Genomic DNA, 23,958 nt, shown 5'->3' with positions numbered 1-23,958 from the left:
GGGGCCCCTGTCGGGCCCCTAGAAAATCTCGACCTTGTCGCTCGACTTCTTGCCGTCCTGGGCCGGGCTGGCGCTCGGAGCCGGAACGGCGCCATGGGCGTCGCCTGCCTCGTCGAGTTGCCCGGCGGCCAGCTCGACCGCCTGCTGGACGCGCTCGCGGTCCGTGCCCGCGCCCGTGGGGCGGATCGCGCTCTCGGCGTAGGCACGCACCGCTCGGTAGAGGTCCCGCTGCAGGAGTGCCCGCGTTTCGTGGGAAAGCAGCGACAGCGAGTCGCTGGCCGCGCCCAGGATCGGCTGGCGAAGCTTCTCGAGCTTCTGGCGCGTGATGTCCTGGAACTGCATCGCGACGATGATGCTGTCGATGTCCTTCTGGATTTCCACGCTCAGCACATTGATGCGGGTGAGCGTGGTCTCGATCTGGTTGGTCTGCTCGATGGTGGACGAGCTGAGCGCGCTCACCTCGGAACGAGCGGTGTCCACGGCGCGGCGCGCGGCATCGGCCACTTGCGTCGTGCGCCGGTTGCCCTGCCGCACTTCGTCGCCGATCGCTTCCAGGCCCTGGCGGGCCTTGCGCGTGAGCTCGTGCGCCTGGGCGCTGATGCCGCGGATGCGGTCGGTCATCTCGATGAAGTTGCGCGGATTGACCTCCTGCGAGGTCATCGCGACCGAGCCGTCGAGGGCGATGCGCGAGATCTGCGAGGCCATGTCGCGCAGCTCGTCCATCGTCCGGTCCATGACGGCCGCGTGCTCGCTGATTCGCGACTGGTGGCGCGCCATCTCGTCGGCCGCCTCGGAGAAGCCGGTCATGTGCGACGTGACGTTGACCAGTTGCTGGTCGTAGGCCTGGATGAATTCGGGCAGCGAGAGGATGCCCCCCGCCGCGCCATGCTGGTCGCGCTTGAGCAGCGACATCGCGGCATCGGTCTGCTCGCGCGCACGGGCGACGACGACGCGGAAATTCCTGCTGATCTCGGAGACCGCCGTCTCGGTGAGCTTGATCACCTCCTCGACCGATTCGCCCATGATCTCGAGATTCTTCTGGTTCGCCTTCGAGGCGGTGTCCCAGCGCGAGAGCATGGTGTCGAGGCCGATCACCACCTGCTGGAAGAGGCGCGTGCGCTTGCGCCACTTGAGGAGATCTTCCTCGCTCCCCCCTTCAAGGGTGTCGTCGAGCGAGACGTCCTTCACCACGAGCACCAGCGCGAGGAAAGCGGCGAGCGGCACGAGCGCGAGGGAGGTGAGCAGCGCCCAGGGCGGGACGAGAGCGGCCATCCACACCCAGGGCAGGAACAGGACGACGCACAACGCGGCCAACAGGTACGGATGGCTGGCGGCGAAGGCGACGTAACGTTTCATGCGGGGTTTTCGGCGGCCTGTTCGAGCAGCCGCAGCTCGTTCGAGGAAAGGAAGCGCTCGATGTCGAAGAGCAGGACCATGCGGCCGTCCTGCACGCCGACGCCACCCAGGTACTCGGCGTTGACCATCCCGCCGAAGGCCGGGGCCGCGCGGACCTCGTTCTCGGCAAGGCGAATGACGTCGGAGACGCCGTCGACCACGACGCCGATCACGCGCCGTGCGAGGCGCAGGATGATCACGACCGTCAGGCTGTCGTATTGCGGGTCCATTTTCCCGAACTTGATGCGCAGGTCGATCACGGGAACGATCGTGCCCCTCAGGTTGATCACGCCCTTCAGGTAGTCGGGTGCCGAGGCGATGGCGGTCACTTTCTCATAGCCGCGAATCTCCTGCACCTTCAGGATGTCGACGCCATACTCTTCCTTCCCCAGCAGGAAGACGAGGACCTCGCGCCCGGCCGCGCCGGCCGCTCCCGCCCGGGGCTGCACGGGTGCCGCCACTAGAACTGCTCCCAATCGTCGTCGCTGCTGCGCGCCACGGGCATGCTGCGCGCGGGCTCCTTGCCCACGGTCGGCACCTTGCCGCCGGAGCCGGAAGGCAGTGCCGAGGCCTGCGAGAAGGCCGACGGCGCTTCGAGCACGTCGAAATCCAGCGTGGACGCGGTGCCGCGGGCGATCTGGAAAACGCTGACCGCGCGCACGAGCGATCCGGCCTGCTGGCGCATCGACTCGGCGGCCGAGGCCGATTCCTGCACGGCGCTCGCGTTCTGCTGCACGACCTTGTCCATCTCGGTCACGGTCTTGTTCACCTGCTGCACGCCGCGGCTCTGTTCGGCCGAGGCTTCCGCGATCTGGCGCATGAGATCGCTCACTTGCTGCACGTCGATCACCAGCGACTGGATCGTGTCGCCCGCATCCTCGACGAGCTTCGTGCCGGCGTCGACCTTCGCGAGCGAAGCGCCGATCAGGCCCTTGATCTCCTTGGCCGCCTGGGCGCTGCGCTGCGCGAGCGCGCGCACCTCGGAAGCCACGACCGCGAAGCCGCGGCCCTGCTCGCCGGCTCGCGCCGCTTCGACGGCGGCGTTGAGCGCGAGGATATTCGTCTGGAAGGCGATGCCGTCGATCACCGAGATGATGTCGGAGATCTTGCCGGCGCTTTCGCTGATTTCGTTCATCGTCATCACCACGCGCACGACTTCGGAACCGCCCTTCTCCGCGCGCTTGGAGGCCGTGTGGGCGAGCTCGTCGGCGCGCTTCGCGTTGTCGGCGTTCTGCTTCACGGTGCTCGCGAGCTCTTCCATGCTCGCGGCGGTTTCCTCGAGGCTCGAGGCCTGTTCCTCGGTGCGCTGCGAAAGGTCCGTGGTTCCGGCGGCGACCTGGTTCGAAGCGGTGACCACCGATTCGGCCGACGTCCGCACCGCGCTGACAACCTGCGCGAGCCCTGCGGTCATGCGCGAGAGAGCGCGCAGCAGCTGGCCCGCCTCGTCGTCGGTGGTGGCGTGCAGCTCCGTCGTGAGGTCGCCCTGGGCGATGCGCTCGGCTGCCACGACGCTCGATGCCATCGGGCGCACGACCGCCGCGCGCATGTAGAGCCAGACGCAGACGAGGGCGACGATCGACGTCACGATCATGGCGATGATCGCGATCCAGTAGGAACGCTCCGCCGACTTCACGGCCGCGGCGATCGCCTTCGTGCCCGCGTCACCTTCGGCCTTGACGGCCTGGTCGAGCATGGCCATCGGCGCGCGATCCACGCTGGCGACGGCCTGGTCCCCGGCCGCCGCATCGCGCCCCGAAGACTTGAAGACCTCGAATGCCTTGCGATAGGCCTCGCCCACCGTCTTGTGTGCCTCGATGAACCGCTCGAGCGGCGCGCGCACTTCGGCAATGCTCGCGCCCGACAGCGCCGCGCGCACCTCGCCCTGGACCTGCTTTTCCTTGTCGAGGAAGATCGCCCAGTGGCTTTCCATCTGCTCGGTGTTCTTCCCGCGCAGCAGGACGTTCTTCCACTCCTGGACCTGCTCCTTGAAGAGCATTCCGGCACGAAGGACCGCCAGCGTGTTCTCGGAATCCTCGCGGCTGATGCGGTCGAGGTCCTGTGCCGTGCCGTAGACGCGCATCAACCCGCCCATGGAGACGAGCAGCGACACGGTGAAACCCACCGCGGCTATGAGGACCATCTTGGTTTGCAGGCTCTTGATCTTCATGAAACGTACTCCGTGAAATCCTTGGTGATCAGAACAGGGTGACGGCCTTGGCCCCGAGCATCTCGGCAAGGGCGCCTTCGGCGTGCACCAGGCGCTCGGCCATCGAGGCGAGCAGCGCTTCGTGGAAATGCTTCGTGCATTCGGGCGACGCGAGCCACAGCACGTCGGGGTCGAACTCGATCAGCGTGGAATCGGTGGCGGCAGTGATGGTGCTGAAGCGCTTGGCGCCCGAACGCAGCAGGAACGCGGTCTCGGCGAGGCATTGCCCGGCGCCGTGGATCGCGAGCAGCGTTCCCTTGCGCGTGACACGGGCCTGCCCGCGCAGCAGGACGAAGAAGGAATAGCCCGAATCGTCCTCGCCCACCAGCTCTGTGCCCGCGCGCAGGTCGAACCACCGGCCCATGCCGAGCACTTCATCGAGCGTCTCGGGCGTGAAGCCCTTGAAGAACGGCGCGCTCTTGATGAGGTTGCGCTTGTGGTCCTGGCCCATCCACGACGAATCGCCGACCGGCTCGGAGACCTTGCGCAGCTGCGCGGCGAATTCCTCCCAGCTCGCGAAGCGTTGCGCCGGATCGCGCGCGGTGGCGAACTCGAAGATCTCGTCGAGCAGCGGCGGAACGCCCGCGCGCGCCTCGCCGGGGCGCTTGAGGTTCCCGAGGAGGATTTCGGTGGTGAGCATTGCCGGCGTCTTGGCGTCGAAGGGCAGCGACCCGGTGAGCATCTTGTAGAGCACGATGCCGAGCGAATAGACGTCCGTCTGCAGCGTCACGGGCTTGCGCTCGAGCTGCTCGGGCGCCATGTACGCGGGCGAGCCGACGAGAGCGGCGCGCGTCGTGTCGAAGGCGAACTCCGCGAGGGCCACGCCGAAGTCGGCGACCTTCGCTTCGCCGTCGCCGCCCATCAGGATGTTGGCGGGCTTCAGGTCGCGATGGATGATTCCATGCGCGGCCGCGTAGCCGAGCGCGTCGCACGCGCTCTCGAGCAGCTGCGCCACGCGGCGCGGCTCGAGAAGCTTGTCCGGCGCGCAGAACTGGTCGAGGCTCCCCGATTCGGCGAGCTCCATCACGATGTAGGCGCGCTCGTCGTCGGCGGCCGCATCGTAGACCTGCGTGATGTTGGGGTGCTTGAGTTTCTTCGCGAGCAGGACTTCCTTCAGGAACGACGCGCGGAACAGCGCGCGATCCTCGGAAGCGAGCAGGCTCGGGTCGTAGACCTTGATCGCGACCTGGCGCGCCGGGAAGAGCTCGCGCCCCCGGTAGATGGTCGCGGACGCACCCTGCCCCAGGATCCCGATCACCTCATAGGGACCGATCTTGGCCGGAACGTTGTCGGGCACCGACACGTTGTTGGCCGCGGGCAGGGTCGTCTCGAGGCTCACGTGCGCTCCCGGCCCTCGCGAATGCGCGCGAGCAGGTGCTCGACGTCGAGCAGCAGCAGGGTCTGGTCCTCGTGGCGGCCGATGCCCGCGAGCGCGGCGCCGACCGCGGCGTTGCCGAAATCGGGTGCGGGCGCGATCTGCTCGTCGGTGAGCGCCACCACGTCGGAGACGGCATTGACGACGAGGCCCACGAGTCGGCGGCCGCCGTTGAGCACGACCGCACTCGCATCGGCGAGCACCAGCGGCTCGGGGAAGCCGAACATGAGGCCGAGATCCACGATCGGGACGATCGCCCCGCGCAGGTTGATCACACCGCGCACGAAGGGCGCCACACCCGGAACGCGCGTGACCTGCTCCACGCCGCGGATCTCCTGCACGCGCAGGATGTCGATGCCGTAGAGCTCGTCGCCCAGGCGGCAGGTGAGGAATTCGCGCTTCGCCTGCTCGGCGTGCGCTTCGTCGCCGAAGCCGAATGCGTCGTGGGGGTTCGCACTCATGCGCGCTCCTTGCTGGTGAGGCGTGCGAGCGCGCGGTCGCGCAGGCGCGTGAGGGGGGCCACTTCATGCACGGCACCCGCCTCGATCGCTTCGCGGGGCATGCCGAAGATCACCGAGGTCGCTTCGTCCTGGGCGATGTTGTAGGCGCCGGCGTCGCGCATCTCGAGCATGCCGCGCGTGCCGTCCTTGCCCATGCCGGTCATGATCACGCCGATGCAATCCTTGCCGACGTACTTCGCGCACGACATGAAGAGGAAGTCGACCGCGGGACGATGCAGCGTCATCGGCGGCTCGTTGGAGAGCTTCGCGATCAGCGCGCCTTCGTCGCGCTTCACCCACAGGTGCTTGCCGCCGGGCGCGATGTACGCGTGGCCCGGAAGGATCGGGTCGTTGTGCTCGGCTTCCTTCACGCGGATCTTGCACAGGCCGTCGAGGCGCTCGGCGAACATGCGCGTGAAGTTCTCGGGCATGTGCTGCACGATCACGATGCCGGGGCAATCCTCGGGCATGCCCACGAGGAATTCCTTGATCGCTTCCGTGCCGCCGGTGGATGCGCCCACGGCGATGAGCTTGTCGGAGGTCTTGATGCCGCGCGGCACCGGGCGCTTCTGCACCACGGCCGCCTCGGTGGGCAACGTGGTCTCGACCCGGCGGGGGGCGCGCAGTCGCGCGCTCTTGGCCGCGCGGATCTTCTCGGCGATCAGCGTGCCGTAGTCGTCGGGCGTCTGCTCGTGGAGCTTGGGCTTGGTGACGAACTCGACCGCGCCAAGCTCGAGCGCACGGAAGGTCACTTCCGAGCCGCGCTCGGTGAACGCGGAGATCATCACCACGGGGGTGGGCCGCGCCCGCATGAGCTTGTCGAGGAATTCCAGGCCGTTCATGCGCGGCATCTCGACATCGAGCGTCACCACGTCGGGCTTCAGGTCGCGGATCATGTCGCGCGCCTCGAAGGCGTCGGCCGCGGCGCCCACGACCTCGATGCCCGGCTGTTCCTTGAGGATGTCGGTGAGGACGTCGCGGATCATGCGCGAGTCGTCGACGATGAGGACGCGGATCGGGTTCACTTGAAGAGCTCCGCGCCGCCTTCGATCGGGCTGTGGAAGAGCCGCGCGCCGTAGTCGCGCTCGCGCAGCACGATCGTGTCGTTGTTGATCTTGCGCAGGCGCCGCACCATCACCTTGCCGTTGAACGGGAAGAAGTAGATCTTGCGCGGCCAGACGTCGAGGAGATCGCGCGCGACGATCGGGATGCGCTCCTGGTTCAGGTACTCGACGATGAACTCCGCGTTCTGCTCGCCCACGTTGGAGAGCATGAAGCCCTGCAGCACGTTGCCGCCGCCGAACACCTTGGCTTCCAGGCGATCGCGCCGGCCACCGAGCTTGAGGATCTGGTTGATGAGCAGCTCCATCGCGTGCACGCCGTAGCGGCCGCCGGCGGAAACGTTGCCGTGCGAGCCGATCAGCTTGCCTTCATCGGGCAGCATGAAGTGATTCATTCCGCCGATGCCGGTATCGCGGTCGCGCAGGCACGCCGAAACGCAGGAACCGAGCACGGTGACCAGCGCCATTTCCTCTTTCGTGGCGTAGTACTCGCCCGGCAGGATCTTCGCCGTCTCGATCTGGAAATGCGGATCGAAGTAGCGGTTCGGGTGCTCGTCGTTGAGGATGTCTTCGCGGTTCATGCCGCGGCCCCCCGCACGAGCTCGTAGACGGTCTGGCCACGCAGGCGGAAGCGGTGGCCCGAATCGAGGAGGCTCTCCGCGTGACCGGCGAAGAAGAGCCCGTTCGGACGCAGGAGGCCCGCGTAGCGCTCCACGAGGCGGCGTTGCGTGGCCTTGTCGAAATAGATCATCACGTTGCGGCAGAAGATCGCGTCGAACTCGCCCAGGGCCGGCCAGCGGTCGTCCATGAGGTTCACGCGCAGGAATTCCACGTGGGACGCGAGCTCGCGGCGAACGCGCGCATGGCCCGAGTTGCGGCCCGTGCCGCGCAGGAAGAAGCGCTTCTGCCGCTCGGCCGTGAGCGCCATGACCGATTCGAGCGGATAGATGCCTTCGCGCCCATGGGCGATGACCTGCGTGTCGAGGTCGGAGGCGACCACCTCGAAGCGTCCCTCGGGCCGCGATTCGGCGAGGCACATCGCGATGGTGTACGGCTCCTCGCCGCTCGAGCATCCGGCGCTCCAGACCCGGTAGGTCTGCATGGCATCGGCTTCGGCCGCGTGCTTGGCCAGGATGTCGAAGTGGTGCGGCTCTCGGTAGAACGCCGTGACGTTGGTCGTGAGCGCGTTGGTGCAGTGCTCCCACTCGGCGGGTTCCAGCTCGAGGTAGCGGATGTAGTTGTCGAACGAATCGATGCCCAGCGAGCGCAGCCGCCGCGCGAGGCGCGCGTAGACCATCTCGCGCTTGGCTTCGGTAAGGCGAATGCCCGCGAAGTCGTAGATGCGCGTCGAGATCGCCTTGAAGTGCTCGAGGCTGAAGTTGAATTCGCGCCCGGCGCCACGATCCTGGGCGACGGCTTCGATGCGGGTATCGGCCATGGTGCTCACGCCGCGCTCCGCGCCGTCACCGCGTGGCGCCGCGTGATCGCGGCGACGTCGAGGATGAGTGCCACGCGCCCGTCGCCAAGAATCGTGGCGCCGGCCACACCGGGCACGTGGTGCAGGTTGGTCTCGAGCGACTTCACGACGAGCTGCTGCTGGCCGACGAGGCCGTCGACGAGGAGTGCTGCGCGGCGCTGGTCGACTTCGACCACGAGGCACAGCGGTTCACCGTTCAGGCGCTGCGCCTGCGGGGCCTCGACCACGTCCTCGAGCCGGATGATGGGCAGGTGCTCGCCGCGCACCGCGACGAATGCGGCCTGGTTCACGACCTTCTTGATGTCCGCGGGACCCGGCCGGAAAGCCTCCGACACGAACTCCAGCGGCACGATGTAGTTCTCGTCGGCCACGCTCACGATCATTCCGTCGAGCACCGCGAGAGTGAGCGGAAGCTGGATCGTGATCGTCGTCCCCTGGCCGAACTCGGAGGCGATGTAGACGCTCCCGCCCAGCGAATTGATGTTCCTGCGCACGACGTCCATGCCCACGCCGCGCCCGGAAAGCTCGGTCACCTGCTTGGCGGTGGAAAAGCCCGGCGCGAACAGAACCTGCCAGATCTCGGTGTCCGGCATGTCCTCGGAAACGGCCATGCCGAGCTCGCGGCCCTTCGCGACGATCGCGACACGATCGAGCCCGCGGCCGTCGTCGGTCACTTCGATGATCACGCTGCCGCCGCGATGCGTGGCGCGCATGTGCACGGAGCCCTGCTCGGGCTTGCCCGCGCGCACGCGCTCCTCCGGCGATTCGATCCCATGGTCGATCGCGTTGCGCACGACGTGCGTGAGCGGATCGACGAGCAGCTCGATGAGCTCCTTGTCGAGCTCGGTCTCGTGGCCCTGCGTGCGCAGCTGCACTTTCTTGCCCAGGCGCGCGGAGACGTCGTAGACCAGGCGCGGGAAACGGCTGAAGACGAATTCCATCGGCATCATGCGGATCGACATCACCGCCTGCTGCAGCTCGCGCGTGTTTCGGTCGAGCGTGCCCAGGCTGTGCGAGAGCCGCTCTTCCTGCGTGTCGGCGCCGCCCGCGGCCTGCTGGAGCATCGCCTGCGCGATCACCAGTTCGCCCACGAGGTTCACGATGCGGTCGATCTTCTCGGTGCTCACGCGGATCGACGACTGGTCGCCACGCGCACGGGCCTGCTCCTTCTCCTTCGCCTCGCTCTCCTGCTGCGATTCGAAGAGACCGTATTTTTCACCGCTCGATGCGGCCGGCGCGGCAGGAGCGACTGGCTCGGCCACCGGCAGCGGCTCGAACAGGCCGTATTTTTCGCCCGCGGGCTCAGGGGCCGCCTCGGCGACATCGAACAGGCCGTAGCGCTCGCCCTGCTTCGCGGGCGCGGCTTCGGCTTCGATCACGAAGTCTTCAGGAGCCAGCGCGAAAGCGAGCGACTCGTTCAAGTCTTCGAGCCCGCGCGGCGTGACCACGCGGAACACGCCGCCCTCGCCCCCGATCACGTCGCCGAAGGAGGCGAGCGTCTGGGCAAGCACGGGGTCGATTTCGGATGCACGTGCGGGATCAGCCGCACGCGCGCGGAAAACATTCATGCTGGAAGCACCGGGTGCCGCGGCCTTCGACTGCGCGGCCGCGCCGGCAGTGCCGGGAGTGCCACTGCGATAGCCCTCGAGCCGCACGCGCAGCGCGTCCATCGCCGGATCGCCGGTCCTGTCGCCGCGCTTGAGGCGGGCGACGTGCGCCTTGAGCGCGTCGGAGGCGTCGAGCAGCAGGCGCACCATCGCCGCGTCCGCGCGCCGGTTGCCCTTGCGCATGCCGTCGAAGAGCGTCTCGAGCTCGTGCGTGGTCTCGGTGAGCTGCGTGAAACCGAACGTGCCGCTGCCGCCCTTGATCGAGTGGGCGGCGCGGAAGATCGCGTTGAGGACCTCGGGATCGTCGTTGCTCGCGGCGAGCGTCATCACGCGCTCCTCGATCGACTCCAGGTGCTCCTGGGTCTCGTCGAAGAACGTGGCGATGAAGCGGGTCAGGTCGATGGCCATGGAAGGCTCGCGCGTCGGGCTAGCGAAGGACCTTGTTCACCACTTCCAGGAGCGTGTTGGGATCGAAGGGTTTCACCAGCCAGCCGGTGGCTCCCGCTGCCCGCCCCTGCGCCTTCATCCCGTCCGAAGACTCGGTCGTGAGCAGGAGGATCGGCACGGTCTTGTAGTCGCGCAGCTCGCGAAGCGAGCGCACGAGGGTGATCCCGTCCATGTTGGGCATGTTCTGGTCGGTGATCACGAGATCCACCGGGGTGGCGGTCGCCTTGTCCAGGCCCTGCGCCCCATCCTCGGCTTCGATCACGCGAAAGCCCGCGGACTCGAGCACGAAGGAAACCATTTCGCGCATGGTGGCGGAGTCGTCGACGGCAAGAATCGTTTTCATGTCACACCTTGTCGGAATTCGTGAGGAAGCTCAGAACAGGTCAACGCTGCCGGCGCGCTTCTTGTCGCCCATGGGGGCGCGCGCTTCCTTGTCCATCTCGGCAATGCCCGCGACGATGCAATCGAGCATCGCGCGCGAACGTTCGATCCACAGCTCGGGGCTCGCCGGATCGGAAACGGGCATGGAGGCGAGCTCGAGGGCCTCGACCAGCTTGCCGCGCATCTTGTCCACGCGCAGCTTCTGCGCGTCGATCAGCTGGTTCACGAGGTCGTGGGATTGCAGGTGTTCCACCGCACTGTACAGGTGGTCGAGGACCATCCCGTATTCCGTGGGTGTCGCGGCGTCGCCCTGCGGAAGGCGCTGCGCGGCGACCATGCGGTCGGCGGCACCGCGAAAGGCGGCCATCAGCTCGTTGGAGGCGTCGCGCAGGACGTCCTGGCTGCGTGCGAGCTCGCCCGCGGTCACCGCGAGGCGCTCGTTGAGCGTCTCGGCGACCGTCACCAGCAGGTCGGCAGCCTCTTCGGCACTTCGGGCGCCTTCGCGGGCGTTCGTGCTCTTCGTCATGGTTTCTCCCATTATGGATTGTCCTCCTTCGCGCCGTGGATCACGGTCGTGAAATTTTCGCCCGGGGTCACCGGCGATGCGTCCAGGCTGATCACTTCGAAGCTCGAGTCGCCCACGTCGATGCGGTCGCCCGCGCGAATCTCGTGCGTTCCCGGGCCGAGCTCCGCCCGGTTGAGGCGCGTGGGATTGCGTCCGGAAAGGCGTGCGAGGTACAGCGAGCCCGCGCGCCGGATCACGACCGCGGCATCCGCGCCGGCGGCGCCGATCATGGTGTTGGCCCGCGTGAGCTCGATCACCTGCCCGGCCTGCTTGCCGCCGAGGCCCTTGAGCGCGTAGCGCGTGTCGGGGGCCGCGCCGGTGCCGGGCGCGAGCAACGTGGGCCGGGGCATGTAGACCGTCTTCGAGAGCTCCGGGTCGCTGCGCGCCGTCACGGGGGCCGCCGGCACGTCGCGCACCAGCATCGTCCGCTCGAAATCGGTGTGGACCGTGTCCTCGAGGTCGCTCACCTTGCCGGTGAGCAGCGCATCGTCGAAGAAGTGCAGCTTGTGCTGGCCGATCTCGATCAGGTCGAGGTGGTGCAGCACCTGGGTCGCGACCGTGATGCCGTTGACCACCGTGCCGTTGGTGCTCGCGAGGTCTTCGATGTAGATCGTCCGGTCGACCTGCCGGAACAGCGCATGCCGCGACGAGACCGCCGCATGCTCGACCACGATGTCCGAGTCCGGATTGCGGCCGAGCACGGTCACGGGCTTCGAGAGCGCGAACTCACCGAGGATCTTGCCGGAGAAGCTCAGGACGAGGCGGCTGGACATGGATTCGGGGTGCGGGACCGGGGTTGTTCTTCTGGCCTTCAGGGTACAAAAAAGCCGGCCACAAGGGCCGGCTTTCGCAGGGGGATGATCGACTAGCGGGAGAAGTTGAGGTCCACTTCGGCGTGCCGGCCTGCCGCACCGGCGCTGAACTTCCACTGGGAGAGGGCGCGGACCACGGCGCGCTCGAAGATGCGGCGCGGGTTGGCGTCGAGGATTTCGACGCGTGACACCTGGCCATCGCCATCGATGGTCAGCTTCGCCTTGACGGTGCCCTTGTCCACGCCAGCCTGGACGGCCTCGCGGGGAAACTCCGGCTCGACGCGCGAAACGGGGGTCAGGCTCTGGGCGAATGCCGGAACGCAGGCCACCATGGCCGCGGCCAGCGCGAAAGTACGAATGACGGTCTTCACGGGCTCCCCTAACTCAAAAGTTGTGCTGAACGGACCGTATTTTGGGGCCGGGGGGCCTACATAGGAATTTCAACCGCGTTACGGTTGAAATCGCCCAAAAAAACCTTTGTTTACGCGGCCTTGCGTGGGGGTCGCTTGTCGCGGCAAGCGGGCCCCGCGGGGGTCATGTCGAGCAGGAATTTCTGCATGTCCCAGGCACCCGTCGGGCAGCGCTCGGCGCACAGGCCGCAGTGCAGGCAGACATCCTCGTCCTTGACCATGATCCGGGCCGTCTTGAGGCCGTTGCCCACGTAGAGATCCTGGGTCGCGTTGAGCGCCGGGGCCATGAGGCGTCCGCGAAGGTCCTCCTCCTCGCCGTCGGCCGTGAACGTGATGCAGTCCATCGGGCAGATATCGACGCACGCGTCGCATTCGATGCAGAGCTTTCCCGTGAAGACGGTCTGCACGTCGCAGTTCAGGCAGCGCTGCGCTTCCTGGAAGGCGACCTTCAGATCGAAGCCGAGCTCGACCTCCTCGCGGATGTTCTTCAGCGCGATCGTGAGCTCCTTCAGCGGCACCTTGAAGCGCGTGTCGTTGACGATCGCGTTGTCGTAGCTCCACTCGTGGATGCCCATCTTCTGCGAGAGCAGGTTCACCATCGGCGGCGGGCGCACGGCGACATCCTCGCCGTGGAGCAGCCGGTCGATGGAGATCGCGGCGTCGTGCCCATGCGCCACGGCCCAGATGATGTTCTTGGGTCCGAGGGCCGAATCGCCCCCGAAGAACACATGAGGGAGCGTCGATTGCAGCGTGACGGGATTCAACTTCGGCATGCCCCACTCGTCGAACTCGAGGCCCACGTCGCGCTCGATCCACGGGAAGGCGTTTTCCTGGCCCACGGCGATGAGCACGTCGTCGCAGGGGAAATGCTGGTCGGGCTCGCCCGCGTTCACGAGCTTGCGACGGCCCTTCGCGTCGTACTCGGCCTTCACTTTCTCGAAGAGCACGCCGGTGAGCTTGCCGTCGGCGTGGGTGAACGACTTCGGCACGAGGAAATTGATGATCGGAATGCCCTCGTGGATCGCGTCTTCCTTCTCCCACGGGCTCGCCTTCATCTCCTCGAAGCCCGAGCGCACGATCACCTTCACGTCGTCGCCACCCAGGCGCCGCGAGGAGCGGCAGCAATCCATCGCGGTGTTTCCGCCGCCCAGCACGATCACGCGCTTGCCGATCGAGGTGACGTGCCCGAAGGACACGCTTGCCAGCCAGTCGATGCCGATGCGGATATTGGCGGCCGCTTCCTTGCGACCGGGGATATCGAGGTCGCGCCCACGCGGCGCGCCCGAGCCGATGAAGACCGCATCAAAACCGGCAGTGAGCAGCGACTTGAGGGAATCGATGCGGTGCCCGCCCTTGAACTCGACGCCCAGATCGAGGACGTAGCCCGTCTCCTCGTCGATCACGGATTCGGGCAGGCGGAATTTCGGGATCTGGCTGCGGATCATGCCGCCGGCCCGGTGGTCGGAATCGAACACGGTGACGTGGTAGCCGAGGGGCGCGAGATCGCGCGCGACCGTGAGCGACGCGGGACCCGCGCCCACGCAGGCGACGCGCTTGCCGTTCATCTTCGCGGGCTTCTTCGGGAGGAACGCGCGAACGTCGTCCTTGAAGTCGGCAGCGACGCGCTTCAGGCGGCAGATCGCGACCGGTTCGGGTTTCTCGGACTTGGAGGCGTCGAGCTCCGCGCCGCCGTCTTCGACACGCCCGCGGCGGCAAGCCGGCTCGCAGGGGCGGTCACAGGTTCGGCCGAGGATCCCCGGGAAGACGTTCGATTTCCAGTTGACCATGTAGGCGTCCGTATAGCGACCCTGCGCGATCAAGCGGATGTATTCGGGTACCGGCGTGTGCGCCGGGCAAGCCCACTGGCAATCGACGACCTTGTGGAAGTAGTCGGGATTGCCGATGTCGGTCGGCTTCAATGAGGTCTCCTCCTCGCGGTGGAGTCTACCTACCCCTAAGTCCGTTGCACAGCGATAGGTAAGCCGGGGCTAAACGATCCCCGATCCCCGGAGGCGTTGGACAGCGGCCGTATCGCGCCCGATCCAGTCGCGCAGCACCTCGTCGGTGTGCTCGCCCAGGCGCGGCGGAGCGCGGTCGCAAACCACCGGCGTGGCCGAGAATTTCATGGGGCTCGCCACCAGGCGGACCTCGCCCGCGTCCGCATGGGGCACGTTCAGAACCATCTGGCGATGGCGCACCTGCGGATCGGCGAAGACCTGGCCCAGGTCGTTGATCGGGCCGCAGGGCACGCCGAAGCGCTCGATCGCCTCGAGCCAATGGGCCACGGGCTTCAGCGCCACGCGTTTCGCGATCTCCGGAACCAGCACGTCGCGATGCGTCACGCGCGCGGGATTGGTCGCGAAGCGCGGGTCGGTCTTCCATTCGGGCGTGCCGAGCACATCGCAGAAGTGGGCGAACTGCCGATCGTTGCCCACGGTCACCACGAAGTGGCCGTCGGAAGCCTTGAACACCTGGTACGGGACGATCGACTGGTGCGCGTTGCCGAAGCGCACGGGCGCAACACCCGAGGCGAGGTATCCGGTGGCCATGTTCGCGAGCATCGCCACCTGCACATCGAGCAGCGCCATGTCGATGTGCTGGCCCTGCCCCGTGCGTTCGCGATGGAAGAGCGCGGCCATGATGGCATTCGACGAGAACACGCCGGTCATGAGATCGGACACGGCCACACCCACCTTCTGCGGCCCGCCGCCGGGCTGGTCATCGCGCTCCCCGGTGATGCTCATGAGCCCGCCGATGCCCTGCACGATGAAGTCGTAGCCGGGCCGGTCGGAGTAAGGGCCGTCCTGGCCGAAGCCGGTGATGGAGCAATAGACGAGGCCCGGATGTTTCGCCGCGAGCGTTGCGTAATCGAGGCCGAATCGCGCGAGGTCGCCCACCTTGTAGTTCTCGACGAAGACATCGGCCTTGGCCGCGAGCTCGCGCGCGATCGCCTGCCCTTCGGGCTTCTTGAGATCGAGCGTGATCGACTTCTTGCCGCGATTGGCCGCGAGGTAGTACGCCGCCTCGGCCGTGTCGCGGCCCTGCGGATCCTTCACCCAGGGCGGTCCCCAGTGGCGCGTGTCGTCGCCGAGCGACGGGCGCTCGACCTTCACGACTTCGGCGCCGAAGTCGGCGAGCATCTGCGTGGCCCAGGGGCCGGCGAGGACGCGCGAAAAATCGAGGACGCGGATACCGTCGAGAATGCGGGGCATGGAAATGGGATGAACGGAGGGCGGGAGCAGACGGTCGGAGCTTACATGTCGTTACACACCACGCTGTTCCAGCGCACACTTGCGAAACAGTCGCGGAATACCGTTCGCATTATGCCCAAAGCCCTCGCCGCCCTGCTTCTCGCTTCCGCCCCCGCGCTGACGTTGGCCCAGGCGCCGACGGGCCTCGCCGTCGAGTTCTTCAACACCGCGACCAAGCACTACTACGTCTCCACGAATCCGGCCGAAGCGACGTGGATCGATTCAGGCGGCGCAGGCGCGGGCTGGTCGCGAACCGGCGGCCAGTTCAGCGTGTACCTCAATGCGCAGGACGCGCAGGGCCTCGTGCCCGCGTGTCTCTTCTACGGCACGCCCGGGCGCGGACCCAATTCGCACTTCTTCACCGCGAACGCCGCCGAGTGCGAATGGCTGAAGACCGCGGACCCGGGCTGGACGTATCTCGGAATTCCCTTCCACGCGCAGCTTCCGCAATCGGGCGCCTGCCCAGCATCCACGACAGCGCTCTATCGCAGCTACAACAACGGCGCCGCGCGCAACGATTCCAACCATCGCTTCACGGTCGACCGCACCGTGTTCGAGAAATCCGCGAGCACCGGTTACCAGGCCGAGACGGTGGTGATGTGCGTGCCGCTTTCCACGGTCGACGTCGAAGCCGATGCGGTGCGCCTCATGCGCCAGGCCACGTTCGGCCCGCGCGAGGCCGATGTCACGCGCGCCGTGTCGATAGGCACGACCGCATGGATCGACGAGCAGCTCGGCACTGCGGTCACGTCCTATCCGGTCTACGCGTGGACACCGGACCGCCGCCCCGACGATTGCGTGGACAACCGCACGCCGCCCATCGGTCCGAACAATTTCTGCAACCGCGACAACTACACGCTCTTCCCGCTCCAGCTGCAGTTCTTCAAGGACGCGCACGGCGCCGCGGACCAGCTGCGCGGGCGGGTGGCCTTCGCGCTCTCGCAGATCTTCGTGACCTCCGGGACGGATGTCGGCCGCAACTACGCGATGCGGCACTACCAGCAGATATTCCGCAGCTACGCGTTCGGCAATTTCTACGACCTGATGCTCGCGGTCACGCTTTCGCCGGTCATGGGCGATTACCTCGACATGGCCAACAACAACAAGACCAACGTCGCCGCCGGCACGGATCCCAACGAGAACTACGCCCGCGAGATCCTGCAGCTCTTCTCGGTGGGTACGTTCCTCCTCAATCCCGACGGCACGCTGCAGCGCGACTCGGCCGGCAAGGCGGTCCCGACCTACGACCTCGCGGAGATCAAGGGCTTCTCGCGCGCCTTCACCGGCTACACGTATCCCACGGTCACCGGTGCGGCGAGCCGAAACAACAATCCGCGCAACTACGAAGGTCCGATGCGCGCCGTGGATGCGACGCACGAGTTTGGAACGAAGGTGCTGCTGTCGCGCGTGGTGGCCCCGGCCAACATGACGATGGCCGACGACCTCGCCTTCGCGCATCGCAACATCTTCAATCATGCGAACGTCGGCCCCTTCATCGGCCGGCAGCTCATCCAGAAGCTCGTCACGAGCGATCCCACGCCCGCCTACGTGGGCCGCGTCGCGGCCGTGTTCAACAACAATGGTTCGGGCGTTCGCGGCGACCTGCGCGCGGTCGTGCGCGCGATCCTCACGGATCCGGAAGCGCGCGGCGCCCGCAAGATCGATCCGGCGTACGGCAAGCTCATGGAGCCGGCGCTCTTCCTGTCGAACCTCACGCGCGCATTCGGCGGGAGCACCGATGGCGTCTACCAGCGCGCCACCTCGCAGGCGCTGGGCCAGTTCGTGTTCTATCCGCCTTCGGTCTTCAACTACTACCCGCCCGACTACGTCATTCCCGGAACCGCACTCCTCGGTCCCGAGTTCGGCATCCAGACCACGACGACGGCGATCAACCGCGCCAACGTCGCCTACGCCGTGGCGTTTGGCGGCGGCGTGGCCGTCGATACAAACGTCTACGGCGCGACCGGAACGCAGATCACCCTCGCGCCCTATCAAGCCGTCGCGGCCGATGCCGGAGCCCTGGCCGATCGCCTCAACCGCTTCCTGATGGCGGGCCGGATGTCGACGACGATGCGAACGGCGATCGTCACGGCCGTGAACGCGGTGCCGGCAACCGACACGCTCAATCGCGCGCGCACGGCGGTGTACCTCGTGCTCGCCTCGCCCCAGTTCCAGGTGGAGCGCTGACCATGACCCTCGACCGACGCCGCTTCCTCGCAACCGCCGGTGCGCTCACCACGGGCGGCCTCGCTTCGCGCCTCGCGCCGCTCTCGCTGCTCGGCCTCGCCGCCCCCGCGGCCGCGCAGGTCGCCTCCGACTACAAAGCGCTCGTGTGCGTGTTCCTCAGTGGCGGCGTGGATGGCAACAACCTCATCGTGCCGATCGATGCGGCCGGCTACGCGCAGTACACCGCGGTCCGGACCGTGGATTCCGGCGTGAACATTCCGCAAGGCGAATTGCTGCCCATCGCACCCACCGCCGGCTCGTACGGACTGCATCCGGACCTCACCGAGCTGCACGCGCTGTTCGCGCAGAAGCGCATGGCGATCCTCGCAAACGTGGGCACGCTGAACATGCCGACCACGAAGTCCAATTACTTCGCGGAACGCCCGGACAATCTCTTCTCGCACTCCGACCAGGTCGCGCAGTGGCAATCGTCGGTCTCCGAGGGTGCCAGCCGCACCGGATGGGGCGGTCGCATCGCCGACCAGATGGCCGGCAGCAATGGCACCTTCCCCGTGGCCACCTCGATCGCGGGCATCAACCTGTTCATCACTTCGGATACCGCGAGCCCCCTCGCGCTGCCGACCACGGGCGGCCTCGCGCTCCAGGGCTTCGCGAACAACGCCGCGTCGAACGCGCGCCTCGCGGCCCTGCAGTCCATCCTCGCAACCGATCGCGACAATGCTTATGTGAAGGCGGCGGGCGACGTCACCACGCAGGCGATGTCGCTGTCGGGCATCGTCAATCCGATCCTCACCGCCACGGGCTCCGTCGTCACGCCCTTCTTCGCCGGCCAGACCTCCTCGATCGCGCAGCAGCTGCAAGTGGTCGCGCGGCTGATCGAAGCCCGCGCGCAAACCGGCGCGAAGCGCCAGGTGTTCTTCGTGCAGCTCGGTGGCTTCGACACGCACTCGAACGAGCTCACCACGCTCGCCACACTGCTCGGCCAGCTCTCACCGGCCGTGCGGGCCTTCTACGACGCGACCGTGCAGATGGGCATCTCGGACAAGGTGACGACATTCACGCTGTCCGATTTCGGCCGCACCTTCCAGCCCGCGTCGGGCGCGGGCACCGACCACGCGTGGGGCAATCACCACTTCATCCTGGGTGGCGCGGTGAAGGGCGGCGAGATGTACGGGAAATATCCGACGCTCGCGCGCACCGGCCCCGACGATGCGGACACGGCCGGCCGCTGGATCCCCACGACCGCCGTCGAGCAGTACGGCGCGACGCTCGCGCGCTGGTTCGGCGTAAGCAATGCCGGCATCGCGCAGGTCTTCCCGAATCTCACGCGATTTGCCTCGTCCGACCTCGGGTTCCTCGTTTAAGACGAAGCGGCAAGGAGGCCCGTCTCTGCCCGGCCGCCCGTGCAAGCTGCGTTCGCATCACGGCCGTGATGCGTTGCCCTCCAAACTCGAAAAAATCCCGGCGGCTGCGGATGGTCTACGTCCCGGATTGCGCCTTCCCTGCGGTCGGCGCCTCGACTCCGTCCTCGCCGAAACCCCGGGATTTTTTCGAGTTTGTCGGCTCGCTTGATGGCGTCCGGGCAGAGACGGGCCTCCTCGCCGCCGCGGCATCGCAATGAATACGGTGAGCGCACCTGGAGCCGCGGTGATGCATATCGCGCTGCAGGTCGCAGCTTCGCGCATGGAGCGGGGCAAGGGCGTCGAGGGAGGGCCGATTTCGAATCGCGAGGGCAACGCATCACGGCTGTGATGCGGACGAAGCTCGTATGAGGCCCTCCCTCGACGCCCTTGCCCCGCCTCTCCCCCGCCCCTGAACTAGTGCTTCGCCTCGCCGATGTGGCGATCGAGATCGGGGTCGGCGCGGTGGTTGGCGGCGTTCCAGCGCATCACCATGAACATGGTGCTGGAGACGAACAGGCCGAAGAGGATGATGATGATGTCGATCGACAGGTTCAGCCGGATCATCAGCGCGTAGAGTGCGAGCATCACGAGGATGCTCACGTTCTCGTTGAAGTTCTGCACCGCGATCGAGTGGCCGGCCGATAGCAGCACGTGGCCGCGGTGCTGCAGCAGCGCGTTCATCGGCACGACGAAATAGCCGGCAAGGCCGCCCACGATCATCAGCATCAGGTAGACCGCGGGCATCCAGTCGATCACGCACATCGCCATCACGGCGAAGCCCATCGCGATGCCGTAGGGCGTCACGGAGATCGCGCGTTTCAGCGGGACGAAGCGCCCGGCGAGGACCGCGCCGATCGTGATTCCCACCGCCGAGACGCCCAGCAGGATCGAGCCGCGCTCGAGTGGCATCTTGAGCTTGGACTCCGCCCACTTGAGGGTGATGAATTGCAGTGTCGCGCCGGCGCCCCAGAAGAGCGTGGTCACTGCGAGCGAGATCTGGCCCAGCTTGTCCTTCCAGAGCACCTGGAAGCAGTGCGAGAAATCGACCACCAGTTTCATCGGGTTGCGCTGCTGGCTGGGATAGCGCGCGCCGGTATCGGGAATGTAGAGGTTGAAAGTCGCGGCGACGAGGTACGCCACCGCGATCACGAGGATCGCGGCCTCGGGCGCGGTATCGATGCCGGTATCGAAGAACGGGAAGTCGATCGCGAGCAGCTTCGACGAGACCTCCGGCGCGATCAGCACGCCGCCCAGGAGGATGCCCAGGACGATCGACAGCACCGTGAGGCCTTCGATCCAGCCGTTGGCGATTACTAGTTGCTCGGGCGGCAGGAGCTCGGTGAGGATGCCGTACTTGGCGGGTGAATACGCGGCCGCGCCCAGGCCCACCACGGCATAGGCGAAGATCACCATCCAGTACGCGGGAATGCCGGGAATGTGGACGTCGGCCGCGTAGAAGATCAGCAGGCAACCGAAGATCTTCACCAGGTTCGTGATGAACATCACGCGTCCCTTGGGCATCGAATCGGCGAAGGCGCCGACGAATGCCGCGAGGACCACGTATGAAATGGTGAAGAAGAACTTGAGCAGCGGCGTGAGCCACTCCGGTCCTTCGAGCAGCAACAGCATCTTGATCGCCGCGATCAACAGCATGTTGTCCGCGAGGGACGAGAAGAACTGCGCCGCCATGATGGTGTAGAAGCCTCGCTTCATGGCGAGGGATTTATACCATACGAAACAGCGTCTTTAGCCGATCCTGGCCGCCCACCAGTCGCGAAAAGCCTTTTCGCCCATTGCAGCGGCAACATGGAAGCCCTGGGCGACGTCGCAGCCCATGCGCTTGAGCTCCTCCAGCGTCCTGGCATCCTCCACGCCCTCGGCCACCGCGCGCAGCTCGAAATTGTGGGCGAGGTCGATGACCGAGCGGACGACCTGCAGGTCGCCCTTGTCGCTCAGCATCCCCGCCACGAAGACCTTGTCGATCTTGAGTTCGTCGAGCGGGAACTTCCTGAGGTACGCGAGCGACGAGTAGCCCGTGCCGAAATCGTCGATGGAGAGTCCGACGCCCACGCCCTTCAACCGCGTGAGCATTGCCATCGAGCGCTCGGCGTCGGCGATCATCGAGCTCTCGGTGATCTCGAGCGTCACGGTGTTGGACGGCAGGCCCCAGGTCTTGAGCGCCTGGTCCACCACGGTCGGCAGCTCGACGTCGGTGAGCGTGCGCGTTGAGAGATTCACGGAGAAGCGCGGCGAGAGGTTCTCGCGGTGCATCGCGGCGGCATGGCGCAGGACCGCATTGAGCGCCCAGAAGGTGAGCGAGCCGATGAGCCCGGTGCGCTCGGCGATGCCGACGATCGTCTCGGCCGGGATATCGCCCGCGGCGCCGTGGCGCCAGCGCACGATCGCCTCGGCGGCCACGGGCTTGCCCGTGCGCAGGTCGATCTGCGGCAGGTAGGCGATGTGCAATTCGTTGGCGCGGATGGCCCGTTCGAGATCGAGGTCCAGGCCGCGATAGACCTCGGATTCGATCGTGTCCTCGGCCTGCACGACGTGATAGCCCTCCTCGCGCGTGGCGGCGATGCGCCGCGCGACGTCCGCGGCCATCAGGAGCTCCGCGGGGTCGTAGCCGTGCTCGGGAACGGTCGCGATCCCCACGCACGGGCGCAGCACCGCGCTGCCGCCTTCGTGCGCGATCGGCCGGTCGAGAGTGCGCAGCACCTTGACTGCAGCGAGCGTGGCCTGCGTCGGGTGCGCGAGGCGCGGCAACACCAGGCAGACCTCGTCATCGTTGATCGCGGCCGCGCGGTCGTCGGACCGAAGGACCTTGCGCACGCGGTCGAGGACCAGTTCCATCGTGGTCGATGCGGCCGGGCCCTTGAGCAGCGCCTGCAGGCGGTCGACGCGCCTCAGTTCGAGCACCAGCACGGCGAGCCGGCCGTCGGTGGCGCGGGCGATGGCCGTTTCACGGTCGAGGAAACGCAGGAGTTCCTCGCGGGTCGGCTCCTCCGTTCGCCCCGAGAGCGTCGCCGGCCCCCCGGAGGGCGGCGTGTTGGCGCTCATGCGAGGTAGAAATCCTTGAGGTCGAGCCCGAATGCGCCCGCGGCGAGCCCGCGGCGGATGAAGATCGGCTGGTCGTCGGAGGTCTTCGGGTCGTAGAGCAGGTCCACGAGCGAGGGGAAGCCCACCGCGGTCTTGTCGGGGCCGGTCACCACGAGCACGCGCGGCTTCAGGCGGCGCACCTTGTTGTGCGCGACGACGATCGCGACCTCGCCCGTCGAGAGCTCGATCAGCGAGCCCACGGGGAACACGCCCACCGACGAGATGAACTGCTGCACGAGCGCTTCCTGGAAGAATTCGCCCGCCCAGCTCGAGAGGCTGCGCATCGCTTCATACGACGAGACGGCTTCGGCGTACGGACGGCGCTTGGTGATCGCCGCGAAGCAATCGGCGATGCCGGCCATGCGCCCAAAGAGGCTGATGTCGGTGCCCTGCAGCTTGTTCGGGTAGCCGCTGCCGTTCACGCGCTCGTGGTGCTGCGCGATGCCTTCGATCACCTCGGGATGGAAGTTGGGTGTGTCCGAGAGGATGTCGAGGCCGTGCTGCACGTGCGTCTTGGCCGCCTCGAACTCCTCGGGCGAGAGCCGGCCCTGCTTCTCGAGCAGCTCCTTCGGAAGGCGGATCTTGCCGATATCGAGCAGCAGGCCGATCTGGCCGAGGAGTGCCAGCTGCGGCTTCGGGAACCCCAGTTGCCGGCCGAACGCCGTGAGGTAGACCGCGACCTGCAGGCCGTGGCCGTAGGTCGTGATGTCCTGCTCGCGCAGGCGCGCCACCCACATGAGCGCGTCGGGGTTGCGCACGACGCTCTCCACCATGTCGTTGACGACTTCCTCGATTTCCTCGACCTCGAGCATCTCGCCGAGGCGGATGTCGGTGACCAGCTTCTCGAGCACGTCATCGGTTCGCGCGAAGACTTCGCGCGCCTTCACGACCTCGACTTCGACCGGCACCTGGTCGCGATAGGTCTGGACCGCGACGCCCGGCGGCAGCAGGGCCGCGCGCGCGTTGAATTCCTCGGGTGTCTCCTCGACGACGGCAGGTATCGCCGGACGCGCCGGTTCGTCGTGCCGTTCTTCCTTGCGACCGAAGAGGCCCTTCAACCGGCCGAACGTGCGGCCGATGACGCCCTCGCCCTGCTCGCCGGCGGAATCCGCGCCGCCGCCGGGCGCGCGCACGCCGCCTCGTGCAAACACATCCTCGAGGCGAATCGTCTTGCCGTCATCGGGGGGCGCGACCGCGGTCGCGGGCTTCACGACCTGCACTTCGGGCGGCGGAGCGACGGCGCTGGTGTTGGGCGTGATGACCTTGCCCTGCGCGGGCGGCGGCGACGTGGCGCGTGATCCCGTGGCGCCGATGTTGATGATCGCGGGTGCGGCGTACTGGTCGCCGGTGGACCGCGCGCGATCGATGATCACGTACTCGCAGTGCGACCGGAGCTCGTGGATCTGCCCGTCATCCTCGATGAGGAAGCCTTGCAGGAGGAAGGGCGTGTCAACCCAGGGCCGATCGAGGTCGGCCACGAACATGCCGACACGCAAGTCGGTTGTGTATACCTTGGTTTCCATCGGCGAGCTTCTTGTTGTGGCTGATGCTCCACCGGCCCGCCGGTGCCTCACCGGAACTGGGCCGCTGGCGCGCCTCGAATCAGCATCATTCTACGGGCAAAAGCGCGGTGATGATCGGTCAGAACGCGCAGGGGGCGGGACAAGGGCGTCGAGGGAGGACCTCAGTGCGAGCTGCATCGCGTCGCTCACGCTCGCGATCCCCTCGAACTTCGAAAACAGGCGGCGTCACGGTCCGATCGTCAACCTCCCTATTGTTGAT

21 protein-coding genes are annotated in these 23,958 nt (G+C 66.9%); 3 read left to right on the top strand and 18 right to left on the bottom strand.

Features of this window, described 5'->3' with window-relative positions:
• Window positions 1-18: 18 nt before the first annotated feature.
• The 15 genes from DSM104440_RS09430 to DSM104440_RS09360 form a co-directional block, all read right to left on the bottom strand.
• The gene (locus tag DSM104440_RS09430; RefSeq protein WP_171161979.1) at window positions 19-1,356 is read right to left on the bottom strand and encodes a methyl-accepting chemotaxis protein; all 1,338 of its coding nucleotides are present in this window, start codon (window positions 1,354-1,356) and stop codon (window positions 19-21) included.
• Complete coding sequence (locus tag DSM104440_RS09425) at window positions 1,353-1,856, bottom strand: chemotaxis protein CheW (protein ID WP_212758289.1); 504 nt, start codon at window positions 1,854-1,856, stop codon at window positions 1,353-1,355. The genes DSM104440_RS09430 and DSM104440_RS09425 overlap by 4 nt, the downstream gene beginning before the upstream one ends.
• Window positions 1,856-3,562, bottom strand: a complete 1,707-nt coding sequence (locus DSM104440_RS09420) for a methyl-accepting chemotaxis protein (protein WP_212758288.1) — start codon at window positions 3,560-3,562, stop codon at window positions 1,856-1,858. The genes DSM104440_RS09425 and DSM104440_RS09420 overlap by 1 nt, the downstream gene beginning before the upstream one ends.
• Window positions 3,563-3,590: 28 nt before the next feature.
• Complete coding sequence (locus DSM104440_RS09415) at window positions 3,591-4,940, bottom strand: protein kinase domain-containing protein (protein WP_171161975.1); 1,350 nt, start codon at window positions 4,938-4,940, stop codon at window positions 3,591-3,593.
• A complete protein-coding gene (locus DSM104440_RS09410) occupies window positions 4,937-5,437 on the bottom strand; it encodes a chemotaxis protein CheW (protein WP_171161973.1) in 501 nt (166 codons plus the stop codon). Before DSM104440_RS09410 ends, DSM104440_RS09415 begins: the two co-directional genes overlap by 4 nt.
• Window positions 5,434-6,501 carry a protein-glutamate methylesterase/protein-glutamine glutaminase gene (locus DSM104440_RS09405; RefSeq protein WP_171161970.1) on the bottom strand — a complete coding sequence of 356 codons (1,068 nt, stop codon included), beginning with the start codon at window positions 6,499-6,501 and terminating at the stop codon, window positions 5,434-5,436. Before DSM104440_RS09405 ends, DSM104440_RS09410 begins: the two co-directional genes overlap by 4 nt.
• Complete coding sequence (gene cheD, locus DSM104440_RS09400) at window positions 6,498-7,118, bottom strand: chemoreceptor glutamine deamidase CheD (RefSeq protein WP_171161968.1); 621 nt, start codon at window positions 7,116-7,118, stop codon at window positions 6,498-6,500. The genes DSM104440_RS09405 and cheD overlap by 4 nt, the downstream gene beginning before the upstream one ends.
• Window positions 7,115-7,975, bottom strand: coding sequence for a CheR family methyltransferase (locus DSM104440_RS09395; RefSeq protein WP_171165833.1), 861 nt, complete (start codon window positions 7,973-7,975; stop codon window positions 7,115-7,117). Before DSM104440_RS09395 ends, cheD begins: the two co-directional genes overlap by 4 nt.
• A 5-nt stretch (window positions 7,976-7,980) precedes the next feature.
• Window positions 7,981-10,029, bottom strand: a complete 2,049-nt coding sequence (locus DSM104440_RS09390) for a chemotaxis protein CheA (protein ID WP_171161966.1) — start codon at window positions 10,027-10,029, stop codon at window positions 7,981-7,983.
• Between the two features lie 19 nt (window positions 10,030-10,048).
• Window positions 10,049-10,411, bottom strand: coding sequence for a response regulator (locus tag DSM104440_RS09385; protein ID WP_171161964.1), 363 nt, complete (start codon window positions 10,409-10,411; stop codon window positions 10,049-10,051).
• Between the two features lie 30 nt (window positions 10,412-10,441).
• The gene (locus tag DSM104440_RS09380; protein ID WP_171161962.1) at window positions 10,442-10,975 is read right to left on the bottom strand and encodes a hypothetical protein; all 534 of its coding nucleotides are present in this window, start codon (window positions 10,973-10,975) and stop codon (window positions 10,442-10,444) included.
• 11 nt (window positions 10,976-10,986) lie between these two features.
• Window positions 10,987-11,787, bottom strand: coding sequence for an FHA domain-containing protein (locus tag DSM104440_RS09375; protein ID WP_171161960.1), 801 nt, complete (start codon window positions 11,785-11,787; stop codon window positions 10,987-10,989).
• Between the two features lie 92 nt (window positions 11,788-11,879).
• On the bottom strand, window positions 11,880-12,197 hold the full coding sequence (locus tag DSM104440_RS09370; protein WP_171161958.1) for a TonB family protein: 318 nt from the start codon (window positions 12,195-12,197) through the stop codon (window positions 11,880-11,882).
• A 110-nt stretch (window positions 12,198-12,307) separates the two neighbouring features.
• Window positions 12,308-14,155: an FAD-dependent oxidoreductase gene (locus DSM104440_RS09365; protein WP_171161956.1), complete on the bottom strand. Its 1,848-nt coding sequence runs from the start codon at window positions 14,153-14,155 to the stop codon at window positions 12,308-12,310.
• A 69-nt stretch (window positions 14,156-14,224) separates the two neighbouring features.
• Window positions 14,225-15,448, bottom strand: coding sequence for a CaiB/BaiF CoA transferase family protein (locus DSM104440_RS09360; protein WP_171161954.1), 1,224 nt, complete (start codon window positions 15,446-15,448; stop codon window positions 14,225-14,227).
• 111 nt (window positions 15,449-15,559) lie between these two features.
• On the opposite strand from DSM104440_RS09360, the gene DSM104440_RS09355 reads away from it, so the two are divergent.
• The 3 genes from DSM104440_RS09355 (at window position 15,560) to DSM104440_RS19490 (ending at window position 19,426) form a co-directional block, all read left to right on the top strand.
• Window positions 15,560-17,674 (top strand): DUF1800 domain-containing protein, encoded by a 2,115-nt coding sequence (locus tag DSM104440_RS09355; protein WP_171161952.1) that lies wholly within the window; start codon window positions 15,560-15,562, stop codon window positions 17,672-17,674.
• Between the two features lie 2 nt (window positions 17,675-17,676).
• Window positions 17,677-19,038 (top strand): DUF1501 domain-containing protein, encoded by a 1,362-nt coding sequence (locus DSM104440_RS09350; RefSeq protein WP_171161951.1) that lies wholly within the window; start codon window positions 17,677-17,679, stop codon window positions 19,036-19,038.
• A gap of 253 nt (window positions 19,039-19,291) precedes the next feature.
• Window positions 19,292-19,426, top strand: coding sequence for a hypothetical protein (locus DSM104440_RS19490; protein ID WP_281357047.1), 135 nt, complete (start codon window positions 19,292-19,294; stop codon window positions 19,424-19,426).
• 65 nt (window positions 19,427-19,491) lie between these two features.
• On the opposite strand, the gene lplT is transcribed toward DSM104440_RS19490, so the two are convergent.
• Genes lplT through DSM104440_RS09335 form a run of 3 tightly spaced genes read right to left on the bottom strand, consistent with a single transcriptional unit; the run spans window position 19,492 to window position 23,699 of the window.
• On the bottom strand, window positions 19,492-20,790 hold the full coding sequence (gene lplT, locus DSM104440_RS09345; protein WP_171161949.1) for a lysophospholipid transporter LplT: 1,299 nt from the start codon (window positions 20,788-20,790) through the stop codon (window positions 19,492-19,494).
• A 33-nt stretch (window positions 20,791-20,823) separates the two neighbouring features.
• Window positions 20,824-22,137 carry a putative bifunctional diguanylate cyclase/phosphodiesterase gene (locus DSM104440_RS09340; RefSeq protein ID WP_171161947.1) on the bottom strand — a complete coding sequence of 438 codons (1,314 nt, stop codon included), beginning with the start codon at window positions 22,135-22,137 and terminating at the stop codon, window positions 20,824-20,826.
• Window positions 22,134-23,699 carry a cyclic di-GMP phosphodiesterase gene (locus DSM104440_RS09335; protein WP_171161945.1) on the bottom strand — a complete coding sequence of 522 codons (1,566 nt, stop codon included), beginning with the start codon at window positions 23,697-23,699 and terminating at the stop codon, window positions 22,134-22,136. Before DSM104440_RS09335 ends, DSM104440_RS09340 begins: the two co-directional genes overlap by 4 nt.
• Window positions 23,700-23,958: the final 259 nt, after the last annotated feature.

The sequence above is a fragment of the Usitatibacter palustris genome (assembly GCF_013003985.1).
Taxonomy (GTDB): Bacteria; Pseudomonadota; Gammaproteobacteria; order Burkholderiales; family Usitatibacteraceae; genus Usitatibacter; species Usitatibacter palustris.
This window is presented reverse-complemented; position numbering and strand designations above follow the sequence as displayed.